We start from the raw sequence: 22658 nt of genomic DNA, 5'->3' as shown, positions 1-22658 counted from the left end.
ATACGAGAAAGCCGATCATGACCGCATCGCACGCTGCCGCCGCCCTCACCGCCCGGGCCCAGGAGGTCTCGTCGGAGATCGTCACCGACATCCTGACCCTCGTCCACCAGGAGACCAGCAGCTACGACCTCCCCGGCCTCGCGGCGGGTCTGGACGTCCTGCGCGAACTGACCATCCGCCGGCTCGGGCAGCCCGACCACGAACACCGCTACCCCGGCGGTGAGTGCGGAGACACCCTCACCCTGACCTACAACGGCACCGGCGCCGGCCCCGGGCACGTCGCGCTCGTCGGCCACTACGACACCGTATGGCCGACCGGCACGCTCGCCGGATGGAAGCAGCCGGAGCCGGACGGCGACGGGGACGGTCGGGAGAAGCTCAGCGGGCCCGGCATCTTCGACATGAAGACGGGGCTGGCCCAAGGCATCTGGGCCCTGAAGCTCGCCCGGGAGAGCGGTGTGCCCGTCCCCACCGTCACGTTCCTCTTCAACGGCGACGAGGAGATCGGCTCCCTCTCCTCCCGTCCGGTGATCGAGGAGGTCGCGTGGAAGGCCGATGTGACGCTGGTGCTGGAGCCCACCGCGCACGGCGCGGTCAAGACCGCCCGCAAGGGTTCCGGGATCTTCCAGGTCATCGCCACCGGCGTCGAGGCGCACGCCGGGCTCGCGCCCCAGGACGGGGCGAGCGCGATCACCGCGCTGTCCGAGTTCGTCCTCGCCGCCGCGGCCGTGGCCGCCCCCGAGCGGGGTACGACGGTCAACACCGGGCTCATCAAGGGCGGCAGCGCCACCAATGTCGTCGCCGGCCGGGCCACCGCGGGCATCGACATCCGGGTGACCACCCAGGAGGAACAGGACCGCGTCGACGCCGAGTTCGACGCCATCGAGGTCGGCGACCCCCGCGTGAACATCGAGATCGTCCGGGACTGGAACCGGCCGCCGATGACCCTCAACACCGCCTCCGCCCCGCTCCTCGACCTCGCCCGTGAGGTCGCCCGCGCACAGGGCCGCGAACTGTCCGACACCGCGGTCGGCGGTGCCAGCGACGCCAACTTCGTCTCCGCCCTCGGACTGCCGGTGCTGTGCGGCATGGGCGCGGTCGGAGACGGCGCCCACGCCCAGGGCGAATTCATCTACCCCGACACCGTGCCCGCCCAGACGGCGCTGGTCGCAGGGCTGCTGGGACGGCTGGCGCGGCCGCGGCGGGGCTGAGCGCGCCCGACAACGCGTGCGGGGTTCCCTGAAAGGCACAATCACTCCGCACGCGGATCCCAGCGGAACCGCCGGACGGCCACCGCCGCACCGGCCACCCCCCCCACAGCAGCAGGACGCCGTAGGGCCGCCAGGGGAGGCCGGTGTGGTCCGTGGTGAAGGCGCGGAGCAGTGCGTCGTTGAACGGCTTGACCGGCAGCGCACCGGCGATGCCGTTCAGCAGGGCGGAGTGGATCGGCATATACGTGCCCGAGATGAACACGAGCGGGAACAGCACGAACTGCACGACCGACGGCGCCGCCTCCGCGTTGCGGACCAGCGAGGCCACCGCGACTCCGAGGGTGCAGAAAGCTGCCGCGCCGAGCACCAGGGACACCGCGAGCGCGGGCCACTGCGGGGCGGCGGGCAGCGGTACGCCGTAGAGCGTGCCGACCGCCGTGATGAGCAGGACGTGCACGGCACACTGCGCGCCGGACCCTGCTCCGACGGCGGGTTCAGCGTCGAGGCGGCGCTGCCCGCCTTCGTACCGACCGCGGAATCGTTCGCCCCGGCCGCGGAATCGGCGGGGTGAGCGTGGTCGCCACTGGGAAGTCCACCGCTCCGTCGCCGCTGTGAACGCTCATGCCATCTACGGGCGGGCGCTCAGGTTTGCCAGGTAGTCGTCTAGGAGCTCGACTTGCCGCTGTGGCGGGAACGCCGCCGGGTCGAACAGGGCCTGGACCACCAGGCCGAGGATGAAGGACGAGGCGCCGGCCGCGATGTGCGCGGGGTCGCCCGGGGGCAGTTCGCCGAGCTCTTGGGCTGCGGCCACCCGCTCGCTCAGCCTGTCGCGGCTTTGGGCGTACTTGCGGGCGTAGTCGGTGCTCAGGGCGGGGTCGGAGAGCGCGGCGTCCCAGGAGGAGACCCAGATGCGGTTGCTGTCGGTGGCCGCGGGAGTCAGCGGCAGGATGTCGAGCAGTGCGGCCCTGAGGGCGGCCAGACCTTTGCCCGCCGGGCGGCGGGGGCGCGAGACGGTGCGCTCTTCGAGCAGGTCGAGCGCGTACTCCACCAAGGCGTGTTTGGTGGGGAAGTAGTGCGTGAGCAGGCCGGTGGTCGCACCGAGTTCGGCGGCGACGGCGCGCAGGGTCAGGCCGGCGAAGCCGCGTGTGGCCATCACTTTCCAGACGGCTTCGGAGACGTCGCGTCGGCGGGCCTCGTGGTCTCCCTTGGTGCGTGGCATGCCGCCACGGTACATTGCCGTAACACTTGTTATGTGAATGAGGAGGCCGCTCATGTTCTCGCTGCCGCTTGGCGACGGTGCTCGCCTCGGTCCGCTGGAGGTCTGGCATGCCGAGGAGTTCGCCGACCATCTGGACCGGGCTCGCGAGCACATTCGCCCCTGGGTCGGGCCCACGTTCGTCACCGACGACGTGGACGGTGCGCGGGCCACGCTCAAGCGGTACGCCAAGGCCCAGGCCGACGACGGCGCCCGGATGTACGGCATCTGGCGGGACGGCGCGCTGGCCGGCGGCGTGATGTTCACCGTTTTCGATGCCGCTTTCGGTGGGTGCGAGATCGGCTGCTGGCTGGAGCCGTCCGCCGAGGGCCACGGGCTGGTCACGCAGGCGTGCGGCGCCTTGGTGGACTGGGCGTTCACCTCCCGGGGGCTGCACCGGGCCGAGTGGCACTGCCGGGCCGACAACGACCGAAGCTCGGCGGTGGCCAAGCGGCTCGGCATGACGCTGGAGGGCGTGCGACGCGAGGCATGGCCGTACGAGGGTGTGCGCTACGACAAGCAGATCTGGGCGGTCCTCGCTCCCGAATGGCGAGCCCTGAACCGGTGAGGCCGACCGGCGGCGGCTCAGCGGGAGCCGGGGCGCGGGGCGGAGAGGGTTTCCCGCAGCAGGGAGTACGGCGGGTCGGCGATGAGGTAGAAGTGGTTCCCTGGAACGCCGACCTCCTGGACGGGCAGCGTGCTCAGCGCGCTCCATGGGCGGAGGTCCGCGTCGTCGTCCTGGTCGCCGACGATGGTGGTGACCGGGCAGGTGAGCAACGGCTCGGGCGCCATGGTGTAGCGGTGGATCATGCGGCTGTCGGCGATCAGATACGGAATGACCAGCTCCTGGAAGATCGGGTCGGCCGCCATCTCCGCGTCGGTGCCGCCCATCCTGACCAGGTCCTCGAGCAGCCGGTCGGGGTCTTCGTCGGCGACGAGGCCGGTGGGCAGCGGGGCGTCACGGGAGCCCGAAGCGAACAGGCGCTCGATGTGGATGCCCCGGCCCTGCAGCGCGCGGGCCGTCTCCAGGGCCACGGGAGCGCCCATGCTGTGGCCGAAGAAGGCGAGGGGGAGATCCGCCAGCGGTTCGAGCGCGTCGGCGATGTCGGCGGCGAGCTGGACGAGGTCGTGCGGGGGGTCCTCGTCGAGCCGGTCGGCGCGCCCCGGGTACTGGACGGCGTGCACCTCCACCTCGGTCAGCGACTGACCCCAGGAGCGGAAGAAGGCGGCCGACCCCCCGAGGTGCGCGAAGCACACCAGACGTATCCGCGCTTCGGGCCGGGCCGTGTCGCGCACCAGCCAGCGCGAGGTGTACGACGTCATGGGCGGATCCCCTTCCGTGCGCGCTGCTGACGGAGCCTGGCCGTACGGGCCTTGCGGGCGGCCTCGGCCGAGGAGGACGGCGCGGTGTCCTCCCCGTGCTCGCGACTGGCGCGGATGAGCGTGGCCTGTGCTGTCACGGTGGTTTCCTGGAACAGGGAGACGACCGACGGCCGCAGTCCGCAGTGCTTCTCCAGCGCGTCCTGCAACTTGAACATGGCCAGCGAATTGCCGCCGAAATCGAAGAAGTTGACGTCCAGCGGCACCGTGGCCACACCGAGCACGTCCGTCCAGGCGGCGGCCACCTGGGCGGTGAGCGGATCGTCGCTGAGGGGCGCGGCCGACGGGCGGGCGGCGGGCGGTTCCGCGGCGAGCGTCCGCAAGCGTGCGCGGTCGAGTTTGCCGTTGAGGTTGCGCGGCAGTTCCGGCAGGACCCGCAGCTCGCCGGGCACCATCGCGGGGGGCAGCTGCTCCGCGAGGGCACGGCGCAGCGCGACCGGGTCCACACCCTCCCGCGAGGCGACGAAGCCGATCAGCCCCGTTCCCTGCGCGTCGGGCAGCACGACCGCCTCCTGGACTCCTTCCAGCGGGCGCAGAGACGACTCGACCGCACCGAGTTCCACGCGGTGGCCGCGGACCTTGACCTGGTCGTCCTTGCGGCCGATGAAGTCCAGCCGGCCGTCCGTGTTCCGGCACACGAGGTCACCGGTCCGGTACATGCGCGCGCCGGGCCCGGCGGCGAAGGGGTCGTCGAGGAAGACCGCCGCCGTGGCCTCCGGACGGCCGAAGTAGCCGCGTGTGACCCCGGCGCCGCTGATGAACAACTCGCCCTCCGCGCCCGGCGGTACGGGCTGGAGCTCGTCGTCGAGGACGTAGAGCCGGGCGCCTGGGACCGGGCCGCCGATGCTGACCGGTTCGACGCCGGTGAAGCGGTGGAAGGTGGCCCATACGGTGGTCTCGGTCGGGCCGTACTCGTTGACCAGGTCGGCCACGGAGGAGTGGGCCGCAGCGGAGTGGACCGCGAAGTGCCGGTCGACCAGTGGCTGCGGCAGGGCCTCGCCCGCCACGATCACCTGCCGCAGGGAGGCCAGCGGAGCTGTCCCGGCGCGTTCGGCGGCGTCGAGCAGCAGCCCGTACAGGGTGGGCACGCACAGCGTACGGGTCACGCGGTGGCGGCTGACGAGGGAGACCAGCCGGTCGGCGTCGCGCAGTTCGTCCGCGGACGCCACGACCAGGCAGCCGCCCGCCTGGAGCGTCCCCCAGATCCCGGCGACCGACGAGTCGAAGGCCAGCGGTGACACCAGGAGGAAGGTCGGGGTCTCCGGGTCCGGGTAGACCATGAGGCGGGCCCGGGTCGAAGCGGCGAGATTGCGGTGCTCGACGATGACGCCCTTGGGCTCGCCCGTACTGCCCGAGGTGTAGATGAGATACGCCGGATCCGCCGGGCCGGCCGCGGCGGCGAAGGAGCCGGAGGCCGCGGCGTCCGGCTCCTCGCCGGGGACGTCCGAGACCGTCACGACGGGCAGGTGGGAACCGGGCGCCCGATGCCGTGTGTGTGCCGTCGTCACGACGGCTGCCACCCGCGCGTCGTGGAGGATCGTGGCGACCCGGGCGTCCGGCTGGGCGAGATCGACGGGCACATAGGCGGCCCCCGCGCCGAGGACGCCGAGCACGGACGCGATCATCGCGGCGGAGGGCTCGGCGAGGAGGGCGACCCGGTCACCGGCGCCCACCCCGGCCGCGGCGAGGCGGTGGGACAACTGCCGGGACCAGGAGATCAACTCACCGTAGGTGACGGCGATATCGCCGCAGCGCACGGCGACCGCCGTGGGACGGTCGGCGGCCAGGCGGGCCACTGCTTCGTGCGCGGGAACGAACGCGTCTTCGGGCAGTGGTTCGCCGGTTACCGAGGCCGTCCACTCCGGTATCGCTCCGTCACTGTCTTTCGGTCTGGACGGAGAGGATTTCATGTGTAGTAATCCGGACATGAGAAAAACTCCCCAAAGCTGTCAGTTCGCTTATTACTCGGTCCGGATTCGAGAAGGAAAGTGCGGTCTCCGCTGTCGCGCGTGACCGCGGCATGGTGGTGTGATCATAGGAGGGCGGATTGATCTACGCAATGGATCAGTACGAGCGGTTCGGCTTTCGCGGAGTTCAATTCGTTCAACGTCGCAAGCCCTGCTCGTCCGCCTCGCCCTGGATCCGGCGGACCACCGCGATATGGCCGTTCAGCGTCCGCTTGGCCAGCATTTCGCGCACGGGGACACGGATGTCGAACTCGCTGTTCACCCTGCGGATGAGCCGGGTGATCAGCAGGGAGTCGCCGCCCTGGGCGAAGAAGTCGGCGTCCGCCGGGACGTTGTCACGGCCGAGCAGTTCCGCCCAGAGCCGTGTCACTCCCTCCGCCGGGTCGACCGGGGCCTGGCTCTCGGGTTCCCGCTCCTCGCTCCGCTGCTCCGGCAACGGCGCGAGAACCGGAGCCGGGGAGCGGCCGGGGTCCGTCGCGGGCGGGGCGAGCGCTTCCGGGGCCACCGAGCGCGGCCCGGCGAAGGGGTAGCCGGGCAGCCTGGTCCTGCGGCCATCGCCCGTCAGCCCGTCCGGCGTGATCGGCTGCCCCAGGGTCCACAGGGCGCCGACACCGCCGAGCGCGGTCGACCCCGGTGCGTCCCTGCCCTGGTCCAGGGCGACCACGGGGAAACCGGCCGCCTCCGCCAGTGGAGAGAGGGGACGCCCCGGACCGATCTCCACGGCCAGGGCGCCCGGCAGGTGTTCGGCCAGCGAGTCGAGGGCGGCGCCGAACAGCACGGACTGCCGGACCTGCGTGACGAACATGTCGCGCGGGAGGGCGGTACCGGCCGCGACGACCCGACCGGACACATTGAGCGCGATCGGAAGGTTCGACGGCCGGAGTTCGATCCGCGCCATCGCGTGGGTGAGCGCGGGCAGGGCGGGCTCGATCAGCCGGGAGTGGCCCGCGTGGGTGTAGCGCAGGCGCCGTACGAAGAAGGTGTCGCCGATCCGCCGCAGGTATTCCTCCACCTCCTTGACCGGCCCGCCCAGCACACAGGAGTCCGGGCCGTTGACCGCGGCCACGTCGAGGGCGAGACCCCACTCCTCGGCGAGTGCGAGGGCCCGCTTCACATCCGCCCCGATGGCCAGCATGGCGCCCTCCGGGCAGTCCTGCATGGCCGCGCCGCGCGCCGCTGTGAACGCGGCCGCGTCCTTCAGGTCGAAGACTCCGGCGAGCGCGGCCGCGGTGATCTCGCCGGAACTGTGTCCGCACACCGCGGCCGGCCGGACCCCCAGGTCCAGCAGTGCGGTCGCCGCCGCGTGGCCGACGGCGAAGAGAGCCGGCTGCGCCAGTGCCGGCCGGTTCAGCTCGGCGGCGGGGAAGGCGGGGTCGAACACCGCCTGCCGGATCCGCTCCGCGAGCGGGGCGGCGAAAGCCGCGAGGCACCGGTCGAGCGCCTGGCGGAACCCGGGGAGAGCGGTGAAGGGCTCGGCCATGGCCGGGCGTTGAGTGCCGCCGCCGGGAAAGAGAAAGACCACCGGGGCGGGGCCCGTCACCGGCGCGGTGCCCCGGGACGCCCCGGACCGGCCGGCGAGGCGCTCCGCGACCTCGGCGCTCGTCCGGCCGGTGACCGCGAGGCGTTCGCCCAGGGCCAGGCGGCCGCCCGCCAGCGTGTCGCAGACCTCGCCGAGATCCGGGCCGTGGGTCCTGAGGTGGGTGACCAGACCGTCGGCCACGCGGTCGAGTGCCTGGGGATCCGCCGCGGACAGGAGCACCAGGCGCTCGCGCGGCGCCTGTCCCTCGGGGGCGGAGGCAGGGGCAGGGGCAGCCGGTTCGCGCGGCGGTGCCTGCTCGATCACGACATGCGCGTTGGTGCCGCCGATCCCGAACGCGCTGACCCCGGCACGCCGTGGGCGCTCCCCGGTCCAGGGGACGGCCTCGGTGGGCAGGTACAGGGGGCAGTCCTCGGTCTCCAGCAGGGGGTTGCGCGCGGTGAACCCCGCGACGGGCGGGATCACCCCGCTGCGCACCACGAGCAGGGCTCTGATCAGCGCGGCGACTCCTGCGGCGGCATCCAGGTGGCCGATGCTGGCCTTCAGAGCGCCCACCGCCACACTGCCCTGCCGGGCGCCCGCCCTGCGCAGCGCGGCGCCGGCCGCCGTCCACTCGATCGGGTCTCCGATCCGGGTGCCGGTGCCGTGGGCCTCCAGATAGCCGATGGACCCGCCGTCGACCTCGGCCGCGCTCAGCGCCGCGGCGATGACCCGCTCCTGCCCCGTGGCGGACGGCGCGTAGTAACCGGCCTTCGCGTTCCCGTCGTTGTTGATCGCGGTGCCCAGGATGACGCCGTACGGCACGGGATCGTCCTCGGTGATGTCCGACAGCCGGCGCAGCACCACGGCACCCGCGCCGGACCCGGCGATCACCCCGTCCGCATGCCGGTCGAACGGCCGGCACGCACCCGTGGCGGACAGCACGCCGCCCGGCTGGTGCAGATGACCCGCCTGGGGGTAGCCGAACCCGGCGCCCACCACCAGGGCCTGGTCGCAGTCTCCGCTGAGCAGCCCCTGCACCGCCAGGTGCACGCCCACCAGCGAGGAGGAGCAGGCCGTCTGCACGGCGAAGGCCGGTCCGTTCAGACCGAGTTTGTAGGCCACGCGGCTCGCCATGAAGTCCGGCTCGCTGCCGTGGATCAGATCGTCGAGCAGGCCCGGATCGACGCTTCCGCGGCGGACCATCGCGCGCATGTACTCGCTGCCGGTCATGGACGCGTAGACGCTGGTCACCCGTGTTTCGTCGCGGACCGGAGCCCCCGCGTCCTCCAGGGCGTTCCAGGCCACCTCCAGCATCCAGCGGTGCTGAGGGTCCATCAGTTCGGCCTCGCGCCGGCGGATCTGGAAGAAGTCGTGGTCGAAGCGGTCCCAGCCGTCGAGATGACCCCGTACGGGCACATAGTCCGGGTCTGCGGCCAACGCGGTGGGCACTCCGGCCGCGATCAGCTCCTCCCGCGTGTATCTCCTGCTGTGCACGCTCCCGCGGAGCTGGGAATCCCACCAGTCGTCGATTCCACGGGGCCCGGGGAACCGCGCTGCCATACCGATGACCGCGATGTCCAAGGAGCGATCCCGACTCGTCACAAGGTCCCCCATCATGCGGTTGGAAACGGGTATTCCGTCTGATGCAGCGCTGGTGTCGCGCTGATGTAGCGCTGATCTCGCGCTGATGTCGCGTGAAATGACAACGGTCGTCGACAGTAGCCGGGGTCGGGTTTCTCGGGCCCCTGCGATCATGGCACAGCCCAACGTCCCGGAACGAGGGATCGGCCGCGGTCACATTCATGACGAAGTCAGGCTCAACCCCTTTTATGAAAGGAAAAGGAGGCTGGCAGGAAACGATCAGACATGGCAACGTCGTACGCGCCTGATGATGTGCTCGCAAACCCTCGTCGTCCGGGATCGCGAAGGGAGTCGACGTGTTGCGGTCGAATGCCGCGTGGGCTGCAGAACTCGCTGGGGAATCACCAGGAGAAGGACTGCATGACGTCTTCGCCGCACAGGCGCGCGCTCAGCCGCGGCACACAGCCCTGATCGCCCGGGACGCCCGGGTTTCGTACGGTGAACTGGATGCCCGCGCCGAGCGGATGGCCGGCCGGCTGTCCGCCGCCGGTGTCGAGCAGGGTCATCTCGTACCGATCCTGCTGCCCCGCTCCGTCGACCTGGTCGTCACGCTGCTGGCCGTTCTCAAACTCGGCGCCGCGTACGCGCTGCTCGATCCCGACTGGCCGCGGACCCGTCTGGACGCGGTGGTCGAACAGCTCCGGCCGCCGCTCGTCGTCGCCCGGCCGGGTGCGGTGGCGGAGCTGCCCGCGCCGCTGTGGACACCGGCCGAGGACGGTACGGGGGAGGACGGTACGGGGGAGGGCCCCGCCCGCGCCGCGGTGGCGGTACGGGACTCCGACGCGTGCTGTGTGTTCTTCACCTCGGGCACCACCGGACGGCCCAAAGGAGTGATCACCCCGCACCGGGCGACGGCACGGCTCTTCCGGGCGGGTACCTTCGCGCGTTTCGACCGGGATACGGTCATTCCCCTCGCGGCGGCGCTGCCGTGGGACGCCTTCTCCCTCGAACTCTGGGCCGCGCTGTACCACGGCGGCACCTGCGTCCTGACCGGCGAGCCGTTTCTGACGGCCGAGGCCCTGCGCGCGATGGTCGCCGACCACGGGGTGAACACGGTGTGGCTGACCAGCAGCCTGTTCAACCTGATGGTCGATGAGGACCTGACGGCGCTGAGCGGCCTGTCCCAGGTCATGATCGGCGGGGAACGCCTGTCCGTGCGGCACGTCGGCCGCTTCCTCGACCGGTTCCCCGACACGGCCCTGATCAACGGCTATGGCCCGGTCGAGAGCACGGTGTTCACCACCACGCACCGCGTCACCGCCGCGGACTGCGCCCGCTCCGGTGGCATCCCGCTGGGGCGGCCGGTGCCCGGCACCTCCGTTTTCGTCCTCCAGGGCAGCCGCCGCTGCGCGGCCGGGGAGCCGGGGGAGATCTGCGTCGCGGGCGACGGCCTGGCCCACGGCTACCTCGGTGAACCGGCCCTGACTGCCGAGAAGTTCCGGGAAGTCGACATCGACGGCGAGCGGGTCCGGCTGTACCGCACCGGGGACCTGGGCGCCCGGGACGAGAACGGGACCGTCGAGTTCCGCGGGCGGATCGACCGGCAGGTGAAGATCCGGGGCAACCGCGTCGAACCGGCCGAGGTGGAGCGGCAGATCGAGCGCCTGGTCCCGTACGTCGCCGACTGCCGGGTGGTCCCCCGGTGGAATGAACTCGGCGGCGCCTTCGAACTGGTGGCTTTCTGCGTGCCGGACCGGACCGGTGGCGGCGCACCGCCGGACACACCGGCGATCCTCGCCCGCCATCTGCCCGCCTACCAGCGCCCCGTCGACGTCGTCTTCGTCGACTCCTTCCCGCTGACCGGGAGCGGCAAGCTGGACGATCGGGCCCTGCTGGCGAGCGTGCCCAAGGCGCCCGTCGAGAGCCACCACGGCCCCGTCGGCGACCCGCTCGTCAGCCTGGTGGCCGAGGCGTTCGCGGCCGTGCTGGGCCGCCGGGCGGTGCCACCGGACACGTCCTTCTTCGAGCTGGGAGGCTCCTCGCTGCAGGCCGCCCGTGCCTGCACCCGGATCGGCAAGCGGGCGGGGCGGCCGGTTCCGCTGTCGATCCTGTACGAGCACGCGTCGGCCGAACGCCTCGGATCCTGGCTGCGGTCGGCGCGGGGCACGGACGCCGTACCGCCGCCGACCGGTGACATCCCGCTGACCCCCATGGAGCTGGTGTTCCTCACCCGCCATCTGACGGCGCCGCAGGACCGGTCCGGATACTGCCTGATGACGTGGCAGCTGCACGGCCGGCTCGACCAGGATGCCCTGGAGGCGGCCGTCGCCGCCGTCCACGAGCGGCACCAGGTGCTGCGCACGGCCTTCCGGGTGGATCCCCGGCCTCATGCCGAGGTCACCGACATCTGTGCCCCGCCCCTGGAGCTGCTGGACGCCCAGCCGACCGTCGACGAGGCGGTCGGCGCGCTGCGGCGGCTCTTCGCGGAGCCCTTGGAACCCCAGGACGCCGACCTGTGGCGCACCGCGCTGGTGCCGGTGACCGGGACGCGGGGCTGGCTGTTCGGTCTTGTGGTCCACCACATCGGCTTCGACGGCCGGTCGGAGTCCGTCCTGGCGCGCGACCTGTCCGACGCCTATGCCGGACGTGAGCCGCGAACCGCCCCGCCCACCCTGGCCGAGCGGGCCCGGCTGACGACGGCGGCGATTGCCGTGACGGACTTGGCGGGGCGGACGGAGCGGGTCCGGGAGGAGTTCCGGGACGTACCCGAGGTCCACTGGCCCGAAGGGCCCGGCCCCGGCCCCGGCCTCGATCCGGGGGCGACCGGGACGGGACACCTGGACGTGTCCGTTCCCGCGGCCGTGACGGCGCGCCTCGACGCACGGGGCGCCGCACTCGGCGTGAGCCGGTTCGTGGTGCTCCTGTCGGCCTGGGCGGACATCATGGCCGAGGCATGCGGGCAGCGGGACTTCGCGGTGGGCCTGCCCGTCGCCGAGCGCACCGTACCGGAGCTGGAGCAGGCCATCGGCTGCCTGATCAACATGGTGCCGGTCCGCCTGCGCGGCGCCGCGGTGGGCGGTGGCGAGGACGGTATCCGGGAGACCGGCCGACTGGTCCACCGGGCCTTCAGCCGTAGCGATGTCCCCTTCACGGCCGTCGCGCAGGGAGCGCAGGGAGTGGGGACGACGACGCCCGGCCGGCCCCCGGTGTTCCAGTGCCTTTTCGCCCTCCAGGACAACGCTCCGCCCCGGCTCGATCTGCCCGGTGTCGTCGCCGCGTATCTGCGCCAGCCGTACGCCGCCCTTCCCTTGGAGCTGCACCTCGAGGTGTGGCCGGACGAAAACAGCGCCGGCGCGCTCGATGTGGTGCTCTCGTTCCGGCGTGACGCCGTCGCCGAGGCCACCGCGCTGAAGCTGCTCGAGGGTTTCCATGACCGTCTTGCCCTGATCGCCGCGGGAGCTGCGTCATGACCGACATCACCTTCACCCCTGCCGACGTCGTCGACCCGGAGCTGCACGCCTCCGGCGAGGTGCACCGGCTGTGGCGCTGGATGAGACAGCACGCCCCGGTCCACTGGCACGAACCGGGCGATTTGCCGGGCTTCTGGTCGCTCACCCGGTACGACGACATACGGCAGGTGTACCAGAACCCGGCCGTCTTCAGCTCGGCGCAGGGCGTCCTGCTGCGGCCGACGGATCTGGGGGAGGACCCCGGCAGCGGTCTGACCATGGCCCTGACCGATCCGCCCAGGCACCGTGCCCTGCGTGAGCAGGTGGCCGACCGGTTCAGCGAACGGTGCGCCCGTTCCCTGGCGGGCGAGATGCGCGCCGAGATCCGCTCGGTGGTGACGCGCGCTGTCGAGTCGGGCAGCTGCGATGTGGTCCACGACATCGGAGCCCGGCTCTCCAGCCACAACATCGGCAGGCTGCTCGGTGTGGCGCCGGAGGACCGCGAGCGGCTGCTGACCTGGACCACGGAGGCGTTCGAGTCCGGCAAACCCCTCACCAGCCACCTGGAGCTGATGCGCTGTTTCATCGACATGATGTACGCGCGGATGGAGAAGCCCGCGGACGACGCGATGGGCATGTTGGTCGACAACGAGGTGCAGGGCGAGCTGTTGACGGAGACCGAGATCCTGCTGAGCTGCGAGAACCTGGTCGGAGCCGCGGAGAACGCGGGTCTGTCGATGGCCTCGGGGATCCTCGCCCTCGCCGCACATCCGCAGGCGTGGCAGCGGCTCGTACGGGAGCGGGACGGCGAACTCGTCAGGACCGCGGCGGAGGAGGTGCTGCGGTGGACGAGCAGCGCCACGCACAGCATGCGGACGGCCACGGCGGACACGGTCGTCCAGGACCGGCGCATCGCAGCCGGGGACCGGGTCGTGCTGTGGATCCCCTCGGCCAACCGGGACGAGTCGGTGTTCCCGGAACCCGAGCGATTCGACCTCGGCCGGCAGCCCAACCGCCATCTGGCCCTGGGCACGGGAGAGCACGTCTGTATCGGGAGCACCATGGCCCGCCATCAGATGCGGATGCTCCTGGAGACACTTGCGGAACTGGTCGCCGCCATCGAACCGGCCGGAGACGTGGAGCCACTGCGTTCGATCGCGGTGAACGGACCGGCGCACGCCGCCGTGCGCCTCGTCCCCCGATGAATGAGCCATAATCGCCCGCCGTAACCGGCGGCGGTAAATCCCGAGCCTATACCGCAAACGGACTTGAAGTGTTATTGTCGGAGTCTCGCGAATACCCCGTGGGTGTCGCCCGCGTCTGAGCTCCAGTAAGCAAGTCATCTGATTTTAGAACGTGAATTATCCGAAATTGGGGACTCCAGGTGAAGACCGCCTTTTTTATCGAGAGCAACATGTTGGACTACGGCCCCGAAGGCATGCGGCTCACCAAGGAAAAGGGTTATCGAACTCATTTCGTCGCCCGCGATCCGTCGGAGTACGCGAAGTTCTCTCCGAGTCCGGTCAGCATTGCCGATGCCCACAGCGTGGTCGACACCCATGACCTGGTGAAGCTCATGCATTTCTTCACCGACCACGCGCCGGACGCCGTGATCGCGTTCGACGACTACCGGCTGGTGCAGGCAGCCGTGATCGCGGAGCGGCTCGGCCTGCCACATGCCCCGGTGGACGGCTTGCTCAACTGTCACTTCAAGGACCGTTCCCGCAGCTTGACCAAGGGCATTGGACGCTCCGTGGCGGCCGTACGGGTGTCGCTGGACGAGCCGGGCGACGCGTCTCCACTCGGGTACCCGTGTGTGGTGAAACCTGTGGACGACGCCGGCAGCGCCGGGGTCCGGGTCTGTTCGTCCGACGACGAGTACCGCGCGGCTCTGCGTACCATCGCCGCCCACCAGGTCAACGCCCGCGGCTACCGCCGCGCACAGTACGCCCTGGTGGAAGAGTTCATCGACGGACCGGAATTCACGGCCGAGCTGATATGGGACGACCGCACCGACGGCTGGCGGTTCCTCGGATTCACCAAGAAGTTGATGGCCGAGCTCCCCTTCCGGGTCGAGCTCGGGGCCATGTTTCCGTACCATTTCGGGACGGCCGAGGAGGACGCTGGCATCGTGCGGGTGGTCGTCGACTGGCTCGCCGCGGTGGGACACCGCCGGGGAGCCGCCCATGTCGAGTTCAAGATCGTCGATGGCGTGCCGGCGCTGATCGAGATCAATCCGAGGCTGGGCGGGGACCAGATCCGGGAGCTGATGCGGCTCACCATCGGGGATGATGTCATCGACTTGTATACGCGGCTGTATCTGGGCCTTCCCCCCGGCGAACCGGTCGGCGACGTCCGCGGCGGCTATGCGACAAGCCTCTATCTGACGCCCCGGCGCACCGGACTGATCACGTCCGTGACGCCCCCGCCCGAACTGCCTGCCGGAATCCTCCGCGCCACCTTCACCTCGGGACCCATGCAGAACAACGGAGTGGTCGACAACGGCGATCGCCTCGGCCATGTCATCTCCTGGGCCGATGAATTCGATGCCTCGCTGGCCGTCGCAGAGGCATACCTTTCCCGGGTGGAGGTCGAGTACGCCTGACTCGGGGTGAATGGGCTCGGGGTGAATGGGCTCGGGGTGAGTGGGAAACCGCCGAAAAATCGGACGGGCAAGGAATTAGCTGAGGGGGATTCTTGCTGCATGACTCTATTGTGGACTGTATCGGCAGCACCCCGATGGTCCACTTGAGACGCCTTTTCCCGACGGGACCGCAGGTATTCGCTAAACTCGAAATGCTCAATCCTGCGGGAAGTGTCAAGGACCGTACCGCGCGGCACATCATCGAGACCGGAATGCGCGAGGGCCTGTTGCGTCCCGGGGCGCATATCGTCGAGAGCACTTCCGGAAATTTCGGTGTCGCGCTGGCCATGATGTCCCGGATCCATGGCCTGCGCCTCACCCTGGTGGTCGATCCGCACATCACATCCAGCAACCATGCGATTCTGAAAAGCTACGGTGCGCAGGTTGAGATGGTTGACGGTGCGGCAGCCGGAGGCAGCTACTTGCCCGCGCGTATCGCGCGGGTGAAGGACATACTGGCCGCGGATCCCGCGGCAGTCTGGATCAACCAGTACGCCAACTCCCTGGGGCCTGAAGCGCATTACCGGAGCACCGCGGAGGAAATAGCCGAGGATCTGCCGGGCGACCCTGACTATCTGGTCGTCGCGGTGAGCACAACCGGCACGTTGAACGGCCTGGCACGCCGGCTGAAGGAGCGCTACGAAGGGCTCCAGGTGGTCGCCGTGGATGCCGTCGGATCGGTGGTGTTCGGCAATCCTCCCGGACCGCGCCGACTTCCCGGGATCGGCTCGGGCCGGGTGCCCGAGCTGCTCGACGAGAGCCTGGTCGACCGTGTCGTCGAGGTGACGGACGAGGAATCGATCGAGGCCTGCCATGACTTGTTGTCCAAAGAGGCGATTTTCGCCGGCGGGTCCTCCGGATCGGTCATCGCAGCCATCCGGAAAATCGTCCCTTCCCTAGGCCCCGAATCCTCCGTCGTCACCCTCTTCCCCGATCGAGGAGACCGGTACATCGACCTGGTCTACGGCGCGGCAACGTCCGAGGGCCTGCTCGCCGGGACATCGGCCGAAGAAGGCGAGTCCCTGGTCGGCGCGAAGGTGGGTTCATGACCGCCCCGACGTGCCGGCGACATGGTGGCCGACACGGAGTCCTCGGCCGGAGCCGGACATCGAAGAAACCGGAGGCGAAGTGATGACTGACCAGACTGCCGCTCGGGCTGACGGGCTGCGCCCTCCGCGCAGCCTCATCTCCCTGCACGACCTGACACCTGAGGAGTTGCGGACGCTCGTCCGTCGCTCCTGCGCCTGGTACGAGAACAGACGCCCCAAGGAGCGCCCTCTGCAGGATCTTGTGGTGGGCACGCTGTTCAGCCACACCTCGACGCGTACCCGGACGGCTTTCACCAGCGGTGCGATACGGCTCGGCGGTACCGTCATCGCCTACGGGCCGAACGACCTGCAACTCGCCACGGGTGAGTCGCTGTCGGACACCGGCCGCATCCTGGGGGGAATGCTCGACGCCCTGGTGGTGCGGAGTCCTGTCGGTGAGGATGATCTGCGCGAGCTCGCCGACGCAGCCTCGATACCCGTCATCAACGCGATGGTGCGCGAAGAACACCCGACCCAGGGCCTCACGGACATCGCCCTCCTCTCCCATCGCTTCGGTTCGCTGCAGGGGCTCCATCTCGTCTATTTCGGCGAGGGGAACAACACGGCCGCGGCCCTTGCGCACGGCCTGGCACTGGTCCCCGGAGCCGCCCTGACCCTGGCGACGCCCGCCGGGTACGGGCTCGACCCCGCGGTCCTCGTCCGAGCCCAGCAGACGGCGAAGGAGTGGGGCAGCAAGGTCGTCGAGGTGCACCGGGTCGACGATATCGACGGCGACGCGGACGTCGTCTACACGACCCAATGGCAGACCACCGGGACCAGCAAGAGTGATCCGGACTGGCGGACGGCATTCACGCCGTTCGCCGTCGACGAGCGTCTGATGGCGCGGTGGCCGGATGCCTTGTTCATGCACGACCTGCCGGCCCGCCGGGGCGAGGAAGTCACGAGTGGGGTACTCGACGGGCCCCGGTCGCTGGCCTGGGACCAGGCGCAGATGAAGATGGCCAGTGCGATGGCCGTACTTGATTGGTGCCTGACCTAGCGCCGCATCAAACAACGTCCGGGCGCGTCGCACTCACCGCTTGAGCCGCTTACGCACCCGCCTGATCCTGGGGGGACCCATGCCACTCGCCGCCCTGAGACGCGTCGCCCGGGAAACCGTCTCCGGCCTGCCCCGGGAGTTCTGGTGGCTGTGGACGAGCACCCTCGTGAACCGGCTCGGCGCCTTCGTCGCCACGTTCATGGCCCTCTACCTCACGCTCGACCGCGGGTATTCGGCTTCGTACGCCGGTCTCGTCGCCTCCCTGCACGGGCTCGGCGGGGTCGTGTCCGCGCTGGGGAGTGGGGTGATGGCCGACCGGCTCGGCAGGCGGCCCACCCTTCTCATCGCCCAGTCCGCCACCGCCGGCTCCATCGCGCTGCTCGGCTTCATGCGCGACCCCGTGGCCATCGCCGCCGTCGCCTTCCTCGTCGGCATGGCCTCCAACGCCTCCCGGCCCGCCATGCAGGCGATGATCGCCGACATCGTCAGGCCCCAGGACCGGGTGCGGGCTTTCTCGCTGCACTTCTGGGCCGTCAACCTCGGCTTCGCCTTCGCCTCAATGGCCGCTGGGTTCATCGCCGAGTCCAGCTATCTCGCCGGGTTCCTCATCGAGGCGGGGATGACGCTGGCGTGCGCGGTCGTCGTCCTCCTCAAGGTGCCCGAGTCCCGGCCCATGCCCAAGGCCGAACAGACAGAGGACGGAGTCAGCCTCGGGACCGTGCTGCGGGACGGGCGGTACATGGCCGCCGTCGGACTGTCCTTCGTCCTCGCCGTCCTCTTCCAGCAGGGCAACGTCGGACTCCCGATCGCCATGGGCCGCGCCGGGTTCACGCCCGCCGACTACGGCCTGGTCATCGCCGTCAACGGCGTCCTGATCGTCGTCCTGCAGATCCCGATCACGCGCTTCATCGAGCACCGCGATCCGCGCGCATTGATGATCGTCTGCTCGCTCCTCGCGGGGTACGGTTTCGGACTCACCGCCTTCGCCGGGTCGGTCGGCGTCTTCGCGCTCACCGTCTGCGTGTGGACGCTCGCCGAGATCGGCTCCACGCCGACGCAGAGCGTGCTCCTCGTCCGGCTCTCACCCGCTCAGGGGCGTGGACGCTACCAAGGCATGAACACTCTGGCGTGGTCGGCCGCCGCCCTGATCGCCCCGCTCATGTCCGGCACGGTCATCGACCAATTCGGCCCGGAGTGGCTGTGGGGGTTGTGCGCGGTCGTGGGGACCTTGGCAGGGATCGGGTACGGCGTCCTCATGCGGCGACTGCCGGAGGAATCCACGCCGGCCGCGGCGGTTCCGGACGAGGCCGGGCCGGAGGTTCGTACGGCCTGAGAGCCGGGCCCGACGCCCGCCCGGGAATCTCACGGATGCGTCCGCATCCGCTGCGTCCGCATTCGCGCAAGGTCAGGGCCACACCAGGCAATACGGCTGATGTCCCGCCTCATGCAGCCGGTGCGAGAAGTCCTGCCATTCGTGCAGCAGCCGGTAGACCGTGAAGGCGTCGCGGGGGCCGCCGCGGTCGGGGACGGTGGACCAGATGAAGGCGGCGGCGCCGACGGCCTCCTCGCCGACGCCGCGGAGCGGGTCGACGGCGGTCATGGGGAGCTTGACCACGGCGTAGTCGGGGTGGAGGACGATGAGTTCGAGCGGGGGCACCTTGTGGAGGGGGACGCCTTCGATGCCGGTGAGCACCATCGCGGCCACCGTCTCCGGCTTGATCTTGGTGAACATGCCATGGCCGAGCTCATCGCCGCCGAGCTCCTCGGGGCGCATGGAGATGGGGACCCGGGCCGCGGTCGCGCCGTCGGGCGCGCCGAAGTACTTGTACGTCACCCCCATACGCCCGCTCCCGCTTCTGCGCGCGCCGCTTGCGTCGTCCCCGCGGCGCCTATGGCGTCCAGGGCGGGCGCGCTCGGGACCTCGATCGTCGGTCCCTTCACCCAGTTCGCCACCGCGATGCATATCTCCACCCGACCACTCGCGGCACCTGCCGCGCAACCCGATCATCGTGTCAGAGACCTCCCCCGCGCCAGTCGTGTGAAACGCCCGGCGGCAGTTCTTAGTCACCCTCTGACAACATGGCATGCGTGAGCTATCCGTACGCAGCACCAGTTTCGCAGACGCTTTTCGACCGCGCGGCCGTCGTGACGCCTGGCGGCGTGAATTCTCCGGTGCGGGCGTTCCGCGCCGTGGGTGGTACGCCCCGCTTCATGGTGTCCGGTACCGGTCCGTACCTCACCGATGCCGACGGACGGGAGTACGTCGACCTCGTCTGCTCGTGGGGGCCGATGATCCTCGGCCATGCGCACCCCGAGGTGACGGCGGCGGTGCAGGCGGCCGTGGTGCGGGGGACCTCGTTCGGGACGCCGGGGGAGGGGGAGGTCGCGCTCGCCGAGGAGATCGTGGCGCGGGTCGGGCCCGTGGACCAGGTGCGCCTGGTCTCCTCCGGGACCGAGGCGACGATGTCGGCGATCCGGCTGGCGCGCGGGTTCACCGGGCGGGCGAAGGTGATCAAGTTCGCGGGCTGCTACCACGGGCATGTGGACGCGCTGCTCGCCGCGGCGGGGTCCGGGGTGGCCACCTTCGGGCTGCCGGACACGCCGGGGGTGACGGGCGCGCAGGCCGGGGAGACCGTGGTGCTGCCGTACAACGACCTGGACGCGGTACGGGCGGCCTTCGCCGCGCACCCGGACGACATCGCGTGTGTGATCACCGAGGCGTCGCCGGGCAACATGGGCGTGGTGCCGCCGCTGCCGGGGTTCAACGCGGGGCTGAAGGAGCTGTGCGCCGAGCACGGCGCGCTGTACATCTCCGACGAGGTCATGACCGGCTTCCGGGTCTCGAAGGCCGGCTGGTACGGGATCGACGGTGTGGAGCCCGACCTGATGACCTTCGGCAAGGTCATGGGCGGCGGCTTCCCGGCCGCGGCGTTCGGCGGGCGCGCCGACGTCATGGCGCGGCTCGCCCCGGCCGGCCCGGTCTACCAGGCGGGCACCCTGTCCGGGAACCCGGTCGCGACCGCGGCGGGCCTGGCGCAGCTGCGGCTGCTGGACGAGGCGGCGTACGCGGCGGTGGACGCGGCGTCCGTGCGGCTGCGGGCGCTGGTGACGGAGGCGCTGGCCAAGGAGGGGGTCGAGCACCGGGTGCAGGCCGCCGGAAACATGTTCTCGGTGTTCTTCACCGGGGACGAGGTCACCGACTACGAGAAGGCCAGGGCGCAGCAGGCGTACCGGTTCACGGCCTTCTTCCACTCGATGCTGTCCCAGGGCGTCTACCTTCCGCCGTCCGCCTTCGAGTCGTGGTTCGTGTCCACGACGCACGACGAGCGGGCGCTGGAGCGGGTGGCGGAGGCTTTGCCGGGGGCGGCGCGGGCCGCCGCCGAGGCGACTGAATGATGGGCCCTATAACCCTTATGACAAACATGACAAACAGCGACAACGACATCACCGTCGTGCATGTGATGCGGCACGGCGAGGTGGAGAACCCCACGGGTGTGCTGTACGGGCGGCTGCCCGGCTACCACCTCTCGGACCTCGGCCGACAGATGGCCGACCGGGTCGCCGAGCACCTGGCCGAGCGTGACATCACCCATGTCGTGGCCTCGCCGCTGGAGCGGGCGCAGGAGACGGCGGCGCCGATCGCCAAGGCGCACGGTCTGGATGTGGGGACCGACCGGCGGCTGGTCGAGGCGGCGAACGTCTTCCAGGGGAAGACGTTCGGCGTGGGCGACGGCGCGCTGCGCCGGCCGGCCAACTGGAAGTATCTGACCAACCCCTTTCGCCCCTCCTGGGGCGAGCCCTACATCGACCAGGTCGTGCGGATGATGGCGGCCATCGGGGTGGCGCGGGACGCCGCGCGCGGGCATGAGGCGGTCTGCGTCAGCCATCAGCTGCCGATCTGGATCGTGCGCAGCTTCGTGGAGCGGCGGCGGCTGTGGCACGACCCGCGCAAGCGGCAGTGCACCCTGGCCAGCCTCACCAGCTTCACCTACCGCGGCGACAACATCGTCTCGGTCGGCTACAGCGAGCCGGCGCGCGATCTGGTCCCGGCGCATCTGCTCGCGGGCGCCAGGCCCGTGAAGGGGGCCTCCAAGGGCTACGGCGCATGACCGGCGGCGGTCCTCCAAGGGCTACAGCTCATGACCGGCCGCGTATGACCGGCGTGTTCACGGCCGATATGTAATGGAACGGAAACAGCGCGTCGACGTTTCGATTCGGTGGCGCTGATTCGGAACCTCGGTATTCGCATCGCCATCTCAACGGGCGTCCGCAGGACCTGGCGGACACCGGACGCCGGTTACGGCGAGAGCGAATTGAGGACACGATGCGGGAGATCAGCCGGAGGGGGATTCTCGGTCTGGGAGCAGGGGCGGCGGCGTCGCTGGCCGTCGCCGGCTGCTCCTCCTCGTCGGGGTCCGGATTCACCCCCAAGCCGGGCAGGACGACGCAGGCGCGGCCGAAGCCGATCGGCGACGGCTCCACCGCGCACACCGGGAAGCAGCCGAACCAGCCGTCCGCGCCGGAGCGGCTGGAGCCGGGCCAGAAGCCGCCGCAGTTCGTGGTCTTCTCCTGGGACGGGGCGGGAGAGGTCGGCAACGGCCTCTTCCCGCGGTTCCGCAAGCTCGCCAAGGACCATGGCGCGGCCATGACCTTCTTCCTCTCCGGTATCTACTGCCTGCCGGAGTCGAAGAAGAGGCTGTACCAGCCGCCGAACAACCCGGTCGGCGCCTCCGACATCGGCTATCTCACTGATGATCACGTCCGGATGACCCTGCAGAACGTGCGCGAGGCATGGCTGGAAGGCCATGAGATAGGCACCCACTTCAACGGCCACTTCTGCGCCGGAAGCGGCTCGGTCGGCAACTGGACGCCCGCCCAGTGGCGGTCGGAGATCGACCAGGCCGTGTCGTTCGTCACAAAGTGGCGGACGAACACCGGCTTCAAGGACCTCGAGCCGCTGCCCTTCGACTACAGCAAGGAGCTCGTCGGCGGCCGCACCCCGTGTCTGCTCGGCCAGGACAACCTGCTGCCGACCGCCAAGGAGCTGGGCTGGCGCTATGACGCGAGCTCGCCCGGCGGGCGTCAGGTGTGGCCGACGAAGAAGCTGGGCATCTGGGACTTCCCGCTGCAGCAAATACCCTTCCCCGGGCATTCCTTCGAGGTCCTGTCGATGGACTACAACATCCTGGCCAACCAGTCCCGGAATTCGACGAATGCCCCGCCGGCCAACTACCCGGCCTGGCGCGAGCAGGCGACCCAGTCGTACATCTCCGGATTCCAGCGGGCCTACGAGAGCAACCGCGCCCCCTTCTTCATCGGCAATCACTTCGAAAAGTGGAACGGCGGCATTTACATGGACGCCGTCGAAGCGGCGATCAAGCACATCGCCGACGAAAAGCACAAGGACGTCCGGCTGGTGTCCTTCCGGCAGCTCACGGACTGGATGGACGCCCAGGACCCCAAGGTCCTCCAGCATCTGCAGGGGTTCGACGTGGGCCAGCAGTGGAGCGCCGCCGCCTGAGTCCGAGACGGTGCTGAGGGGGGTGCCGAAGATCCGCGAAAGG

General features: G+C 70.2%; 17 protein-coding genes. 11 read left to right on the top strand and 6 right to left on the bottom strand.

Features of this window, described 5'->3' with window-relative positions; all coding sequences use genetic code 11:
• Nucleotides 1–17 precede the first annotated feature (17 nt).
• Nucleotides 18–1211 (top strand): M20 family metallopeptidase, encoded by a 1194-nt coding sequence (locus tag ACWDSL_RS20375; protein WP_450487258.1) that lies wholly within the window; start codon nucleotides 18–20, stop codon nucleotides 1209–1211.
• On the opposite strand, the gene ACWDSL_RS20370 is transcribed toward ACWDSL_RS20375, so the two are convergent.
• Both ACWDSL_RS20370 and ACWDSL_RS20365 read right to left on the bottom strand, forming a co-directional pair.
• Nucleotides 1129–1668: an ABC transporter permease gene (locus ACWDSL_RS20370; protein WP_450487256.1), complete on the bottom strand. Its 540-nt coding sequence runs from the start codon at nucleotides 1666–1668 to the stop codon at nucleotides 1129–1131. The two genes, ACWDSL_RS20375 and ACWDSL_RS20370, sit on opposite strands and share 83 nt — an antisense overlap.
• Before the next feature lie 171 nt (nucleotides 1669–1839).
• On the bottom strand, nucleotides 1840–2430 hold the full coding sequence (locus ACWDSL_RS20365) for a TetR/AcrR family transcriptional regulator (protein WP_450487254.1): 591 nt from the start codon (nucleotides 2428–2430) through the stop codon (nucleotides 1840–1842).
• Nucleotides 2431–2482: 52 nt separating this feature from the next.
• On the opposite strand from ACWDSL_RS20365, the gene ACWDSL_RS20360 reads away from it, so the two are divergent.
• Complete coding sequence (locus tag ACWDSL_RS20360; protein ID WP_450487252.1) at nucleotides 2483–3034, top strand: GNAT family N-acetyltransferase; 552 nt, start codon at nucleotides 2483–2485, stop codon at nucleotides 3032–3034.
• 17 nt (nucleotides 3035–3051) lie between these two features.
• On the opposite strand, the gene ACWDSL_RS20355 is transcribed toward ACWDSL_RS20360, so the two are convergent.
• The 3 genes from ACWDSL_RS20355 to ACWDSL_RS20345 all read right to left on the bottom strand — a co-directional run bounded on the left by ACWDSL_RS20355 (nucleotide 3052) and on the right by ACWDSL_RS20345 (nucleotide 8946).
• Nucleotides 3052–3789 (bottom strand): thioesterase II family protein, encoded by a 738-nt coding sequence (locus ACWDSL_RS20355; RefSeq protein ID WP_450487250.1) that lies wholly within the window; start codon nucleotides 3787–3789, stop codon nucleotides 3052–3054.
• Nucleotides 3786–5642, bottom strand: coding sequence for a non-ribosomal peptide synthetase (locus ACWDSL_RS20350; protein WP_450487248.1), 1857 nt, complete (start codon nucleotides 5640–5642; stop codon nucleotides 3786–3788). The genes ACWDSL_RS20355 and ACWDSL_RS20350 overlap by 4 nt, the downstream gene beginning before the upstream one ends.
• A 307-nt stretch (nucleotides 5643–5949) precedes the next feature.
• Entirely contained in the window at nucleotides 5950–8946 is a 2997-nt protein-coding gene (locus ACWDSL_RS20345; protein ID WP_450487283.1) for a type I polyketide synthase, read from the bottom strand.
• A gap of 323 nt (nucleotides 8947–9269) precedes the next feature.
• Between ACWDSL_RS20345 and ACWDSL_RS20340 the strand changes: the two genes are divergently transcribed.
• From ACWDSL_RS20340 to ACWDSL_RS20315, 6 genes are all read left to right on the top strand, one after another.
• Nucleotides 9270–12383 carry an amino acid adenylation domain-containing protein gene (locus ACWDSL_RS20340; protein WP_450487246.1) on the top strand — a complete coding sequence of 1038 codons (3114 nt, stop codon included), beginning with the start codon at nucleotides 9270–9272 and terminating at the stop codon, nucleotides 12381–12383.
• On the top strand, nucleotides 12380–13567 hold the full coding sequence (locus ACWDSL_RS20335) for a cytochrome P450 (protein ID WP_450487244.1): 1188 nt from the start codon (nucleotides 12380–12382) through the stop codon (nucleotides 13565–13567). The genes ACWDSL_RS20340 and ACWDSL_RS20335 overlap by 4 nt, the downstream gene beginning before the upstream one ends.
• 209 nt (nucleotides 13568–13776) lie before the next feature.
• A complete protein-coding gene (locus tag ACWDSL_RS20330) occupies nucleotides 13777–14967 on the top strand; it encodes an ATP-grasp domain-containing protein (protein ID WP_450487242.1) in 1191 nt (396 codons plus the stop codon).
• 92 nt (nucleotides 14968–15059) lie between these two features.
• A complete protein-coding gene (gene sbnA, locus ACWDSL_RS20325) occupies nucleotides 15060–16055 on the top strand; it encodes a 2,3-diaminopropionate biosynthesis protein SbnA (RefSeq protein ID WP_450487240.1) in 996 nt (331 codons plus the stop codon).
• An 82-nt stretch (nucleotides 16056–16137) separates the two neighbouring features.
• Entirely contained in the window at nucleotides 16138–17094 is a 957-nt protein-coding gene (locus tag ACWDSL_RS20320; protein ID WP_450487238.1) for an ornithine carbamoyltransferase, read from the top strand.
• A gap of 79 nt (nucleotides 17095–17173) precedes the next feature.
• A complete protein-coding gene (locus ACWDSL_RS20315) occupies nucleotides 17174–18427 on the top strand; it encodes an MDR family MFS transporter (protein ID WP_450487237.1) in 1254 nt (417 codons plus the stop codon).
• 72 nt (nucleotides 18428–18499) lie between these two features.
• Here the strand turns inward: ACWDSL_RS20315 and ACWDSL_RS20310 are convergent, their stop codons facing one another.
• Nucleotides 18500–19057 carry a hypothetical protein gene (locus tag ACWDSL_RS20310; RefSeq protein ID WP_450487235.1) on the bottom strand — a complete coding sequence of 186 codons (558 nt, stop codon included), beginning with the start codon at nucleotides 19055–19057 and terminating at the stop codon, nucleotides 18500–18502.
• Between the two features lie 116 nt (nucleotides 19058–19173).
• Between ACWDSL_RS20310 and hemL the strand changes: the two genes are divergently transcribed.
• From hemL to ACWDSL_RS20295, 3 genes are all read left to right on the top strand, one after another.
• The gene (hemL, locus tag ACWDSL_RS20305; protein ID WP_450487233.1) at nucleotides 19174–20490 is read left to right on the top strand and encodes a glutamate-1-semialdehyde 2,1-aminomutase; all 1317 of its coding nucleotides are present in this window, start codon (nucleotides 19174–19176) and stop codon (nucleotides 20488–20490) included.
• Nucleotides 20491–20516: 26 nt separating this feature from the next.
• Entirely contained in the window at nucleotides 20517–21203 is a 687-nt protein-coding gene (locus tag ACWDSL_RS20300; RefSeq protein WP_450487231.1) for a histidine phosphatase family protein, read from the top strand.
• A gap of 215 nt (nucleotides 21204–21418) precedes the next feature.
• The gene (locus ACWDSL_RS20295; protein WP_450487229.1) at nucleotides 21419–22615 is read left to right on the top strand and encodes a hypothetical protein; all 1197 of its coding nucleotides are present in this window, start codon (nucleotides 21419–21421) and stop codon (nucleotides 22613–22615) included.
• Nucleotides 22616–22658 lie beyond the last annotated feature (43 nt).

The sequence above is a fragment of the Streptomyces sp. NPDC000941 genome, from assembly GCF_053599555.1.
This window is presented reverse-complemented; position numbering and strand designations above follow the sequence as displayed.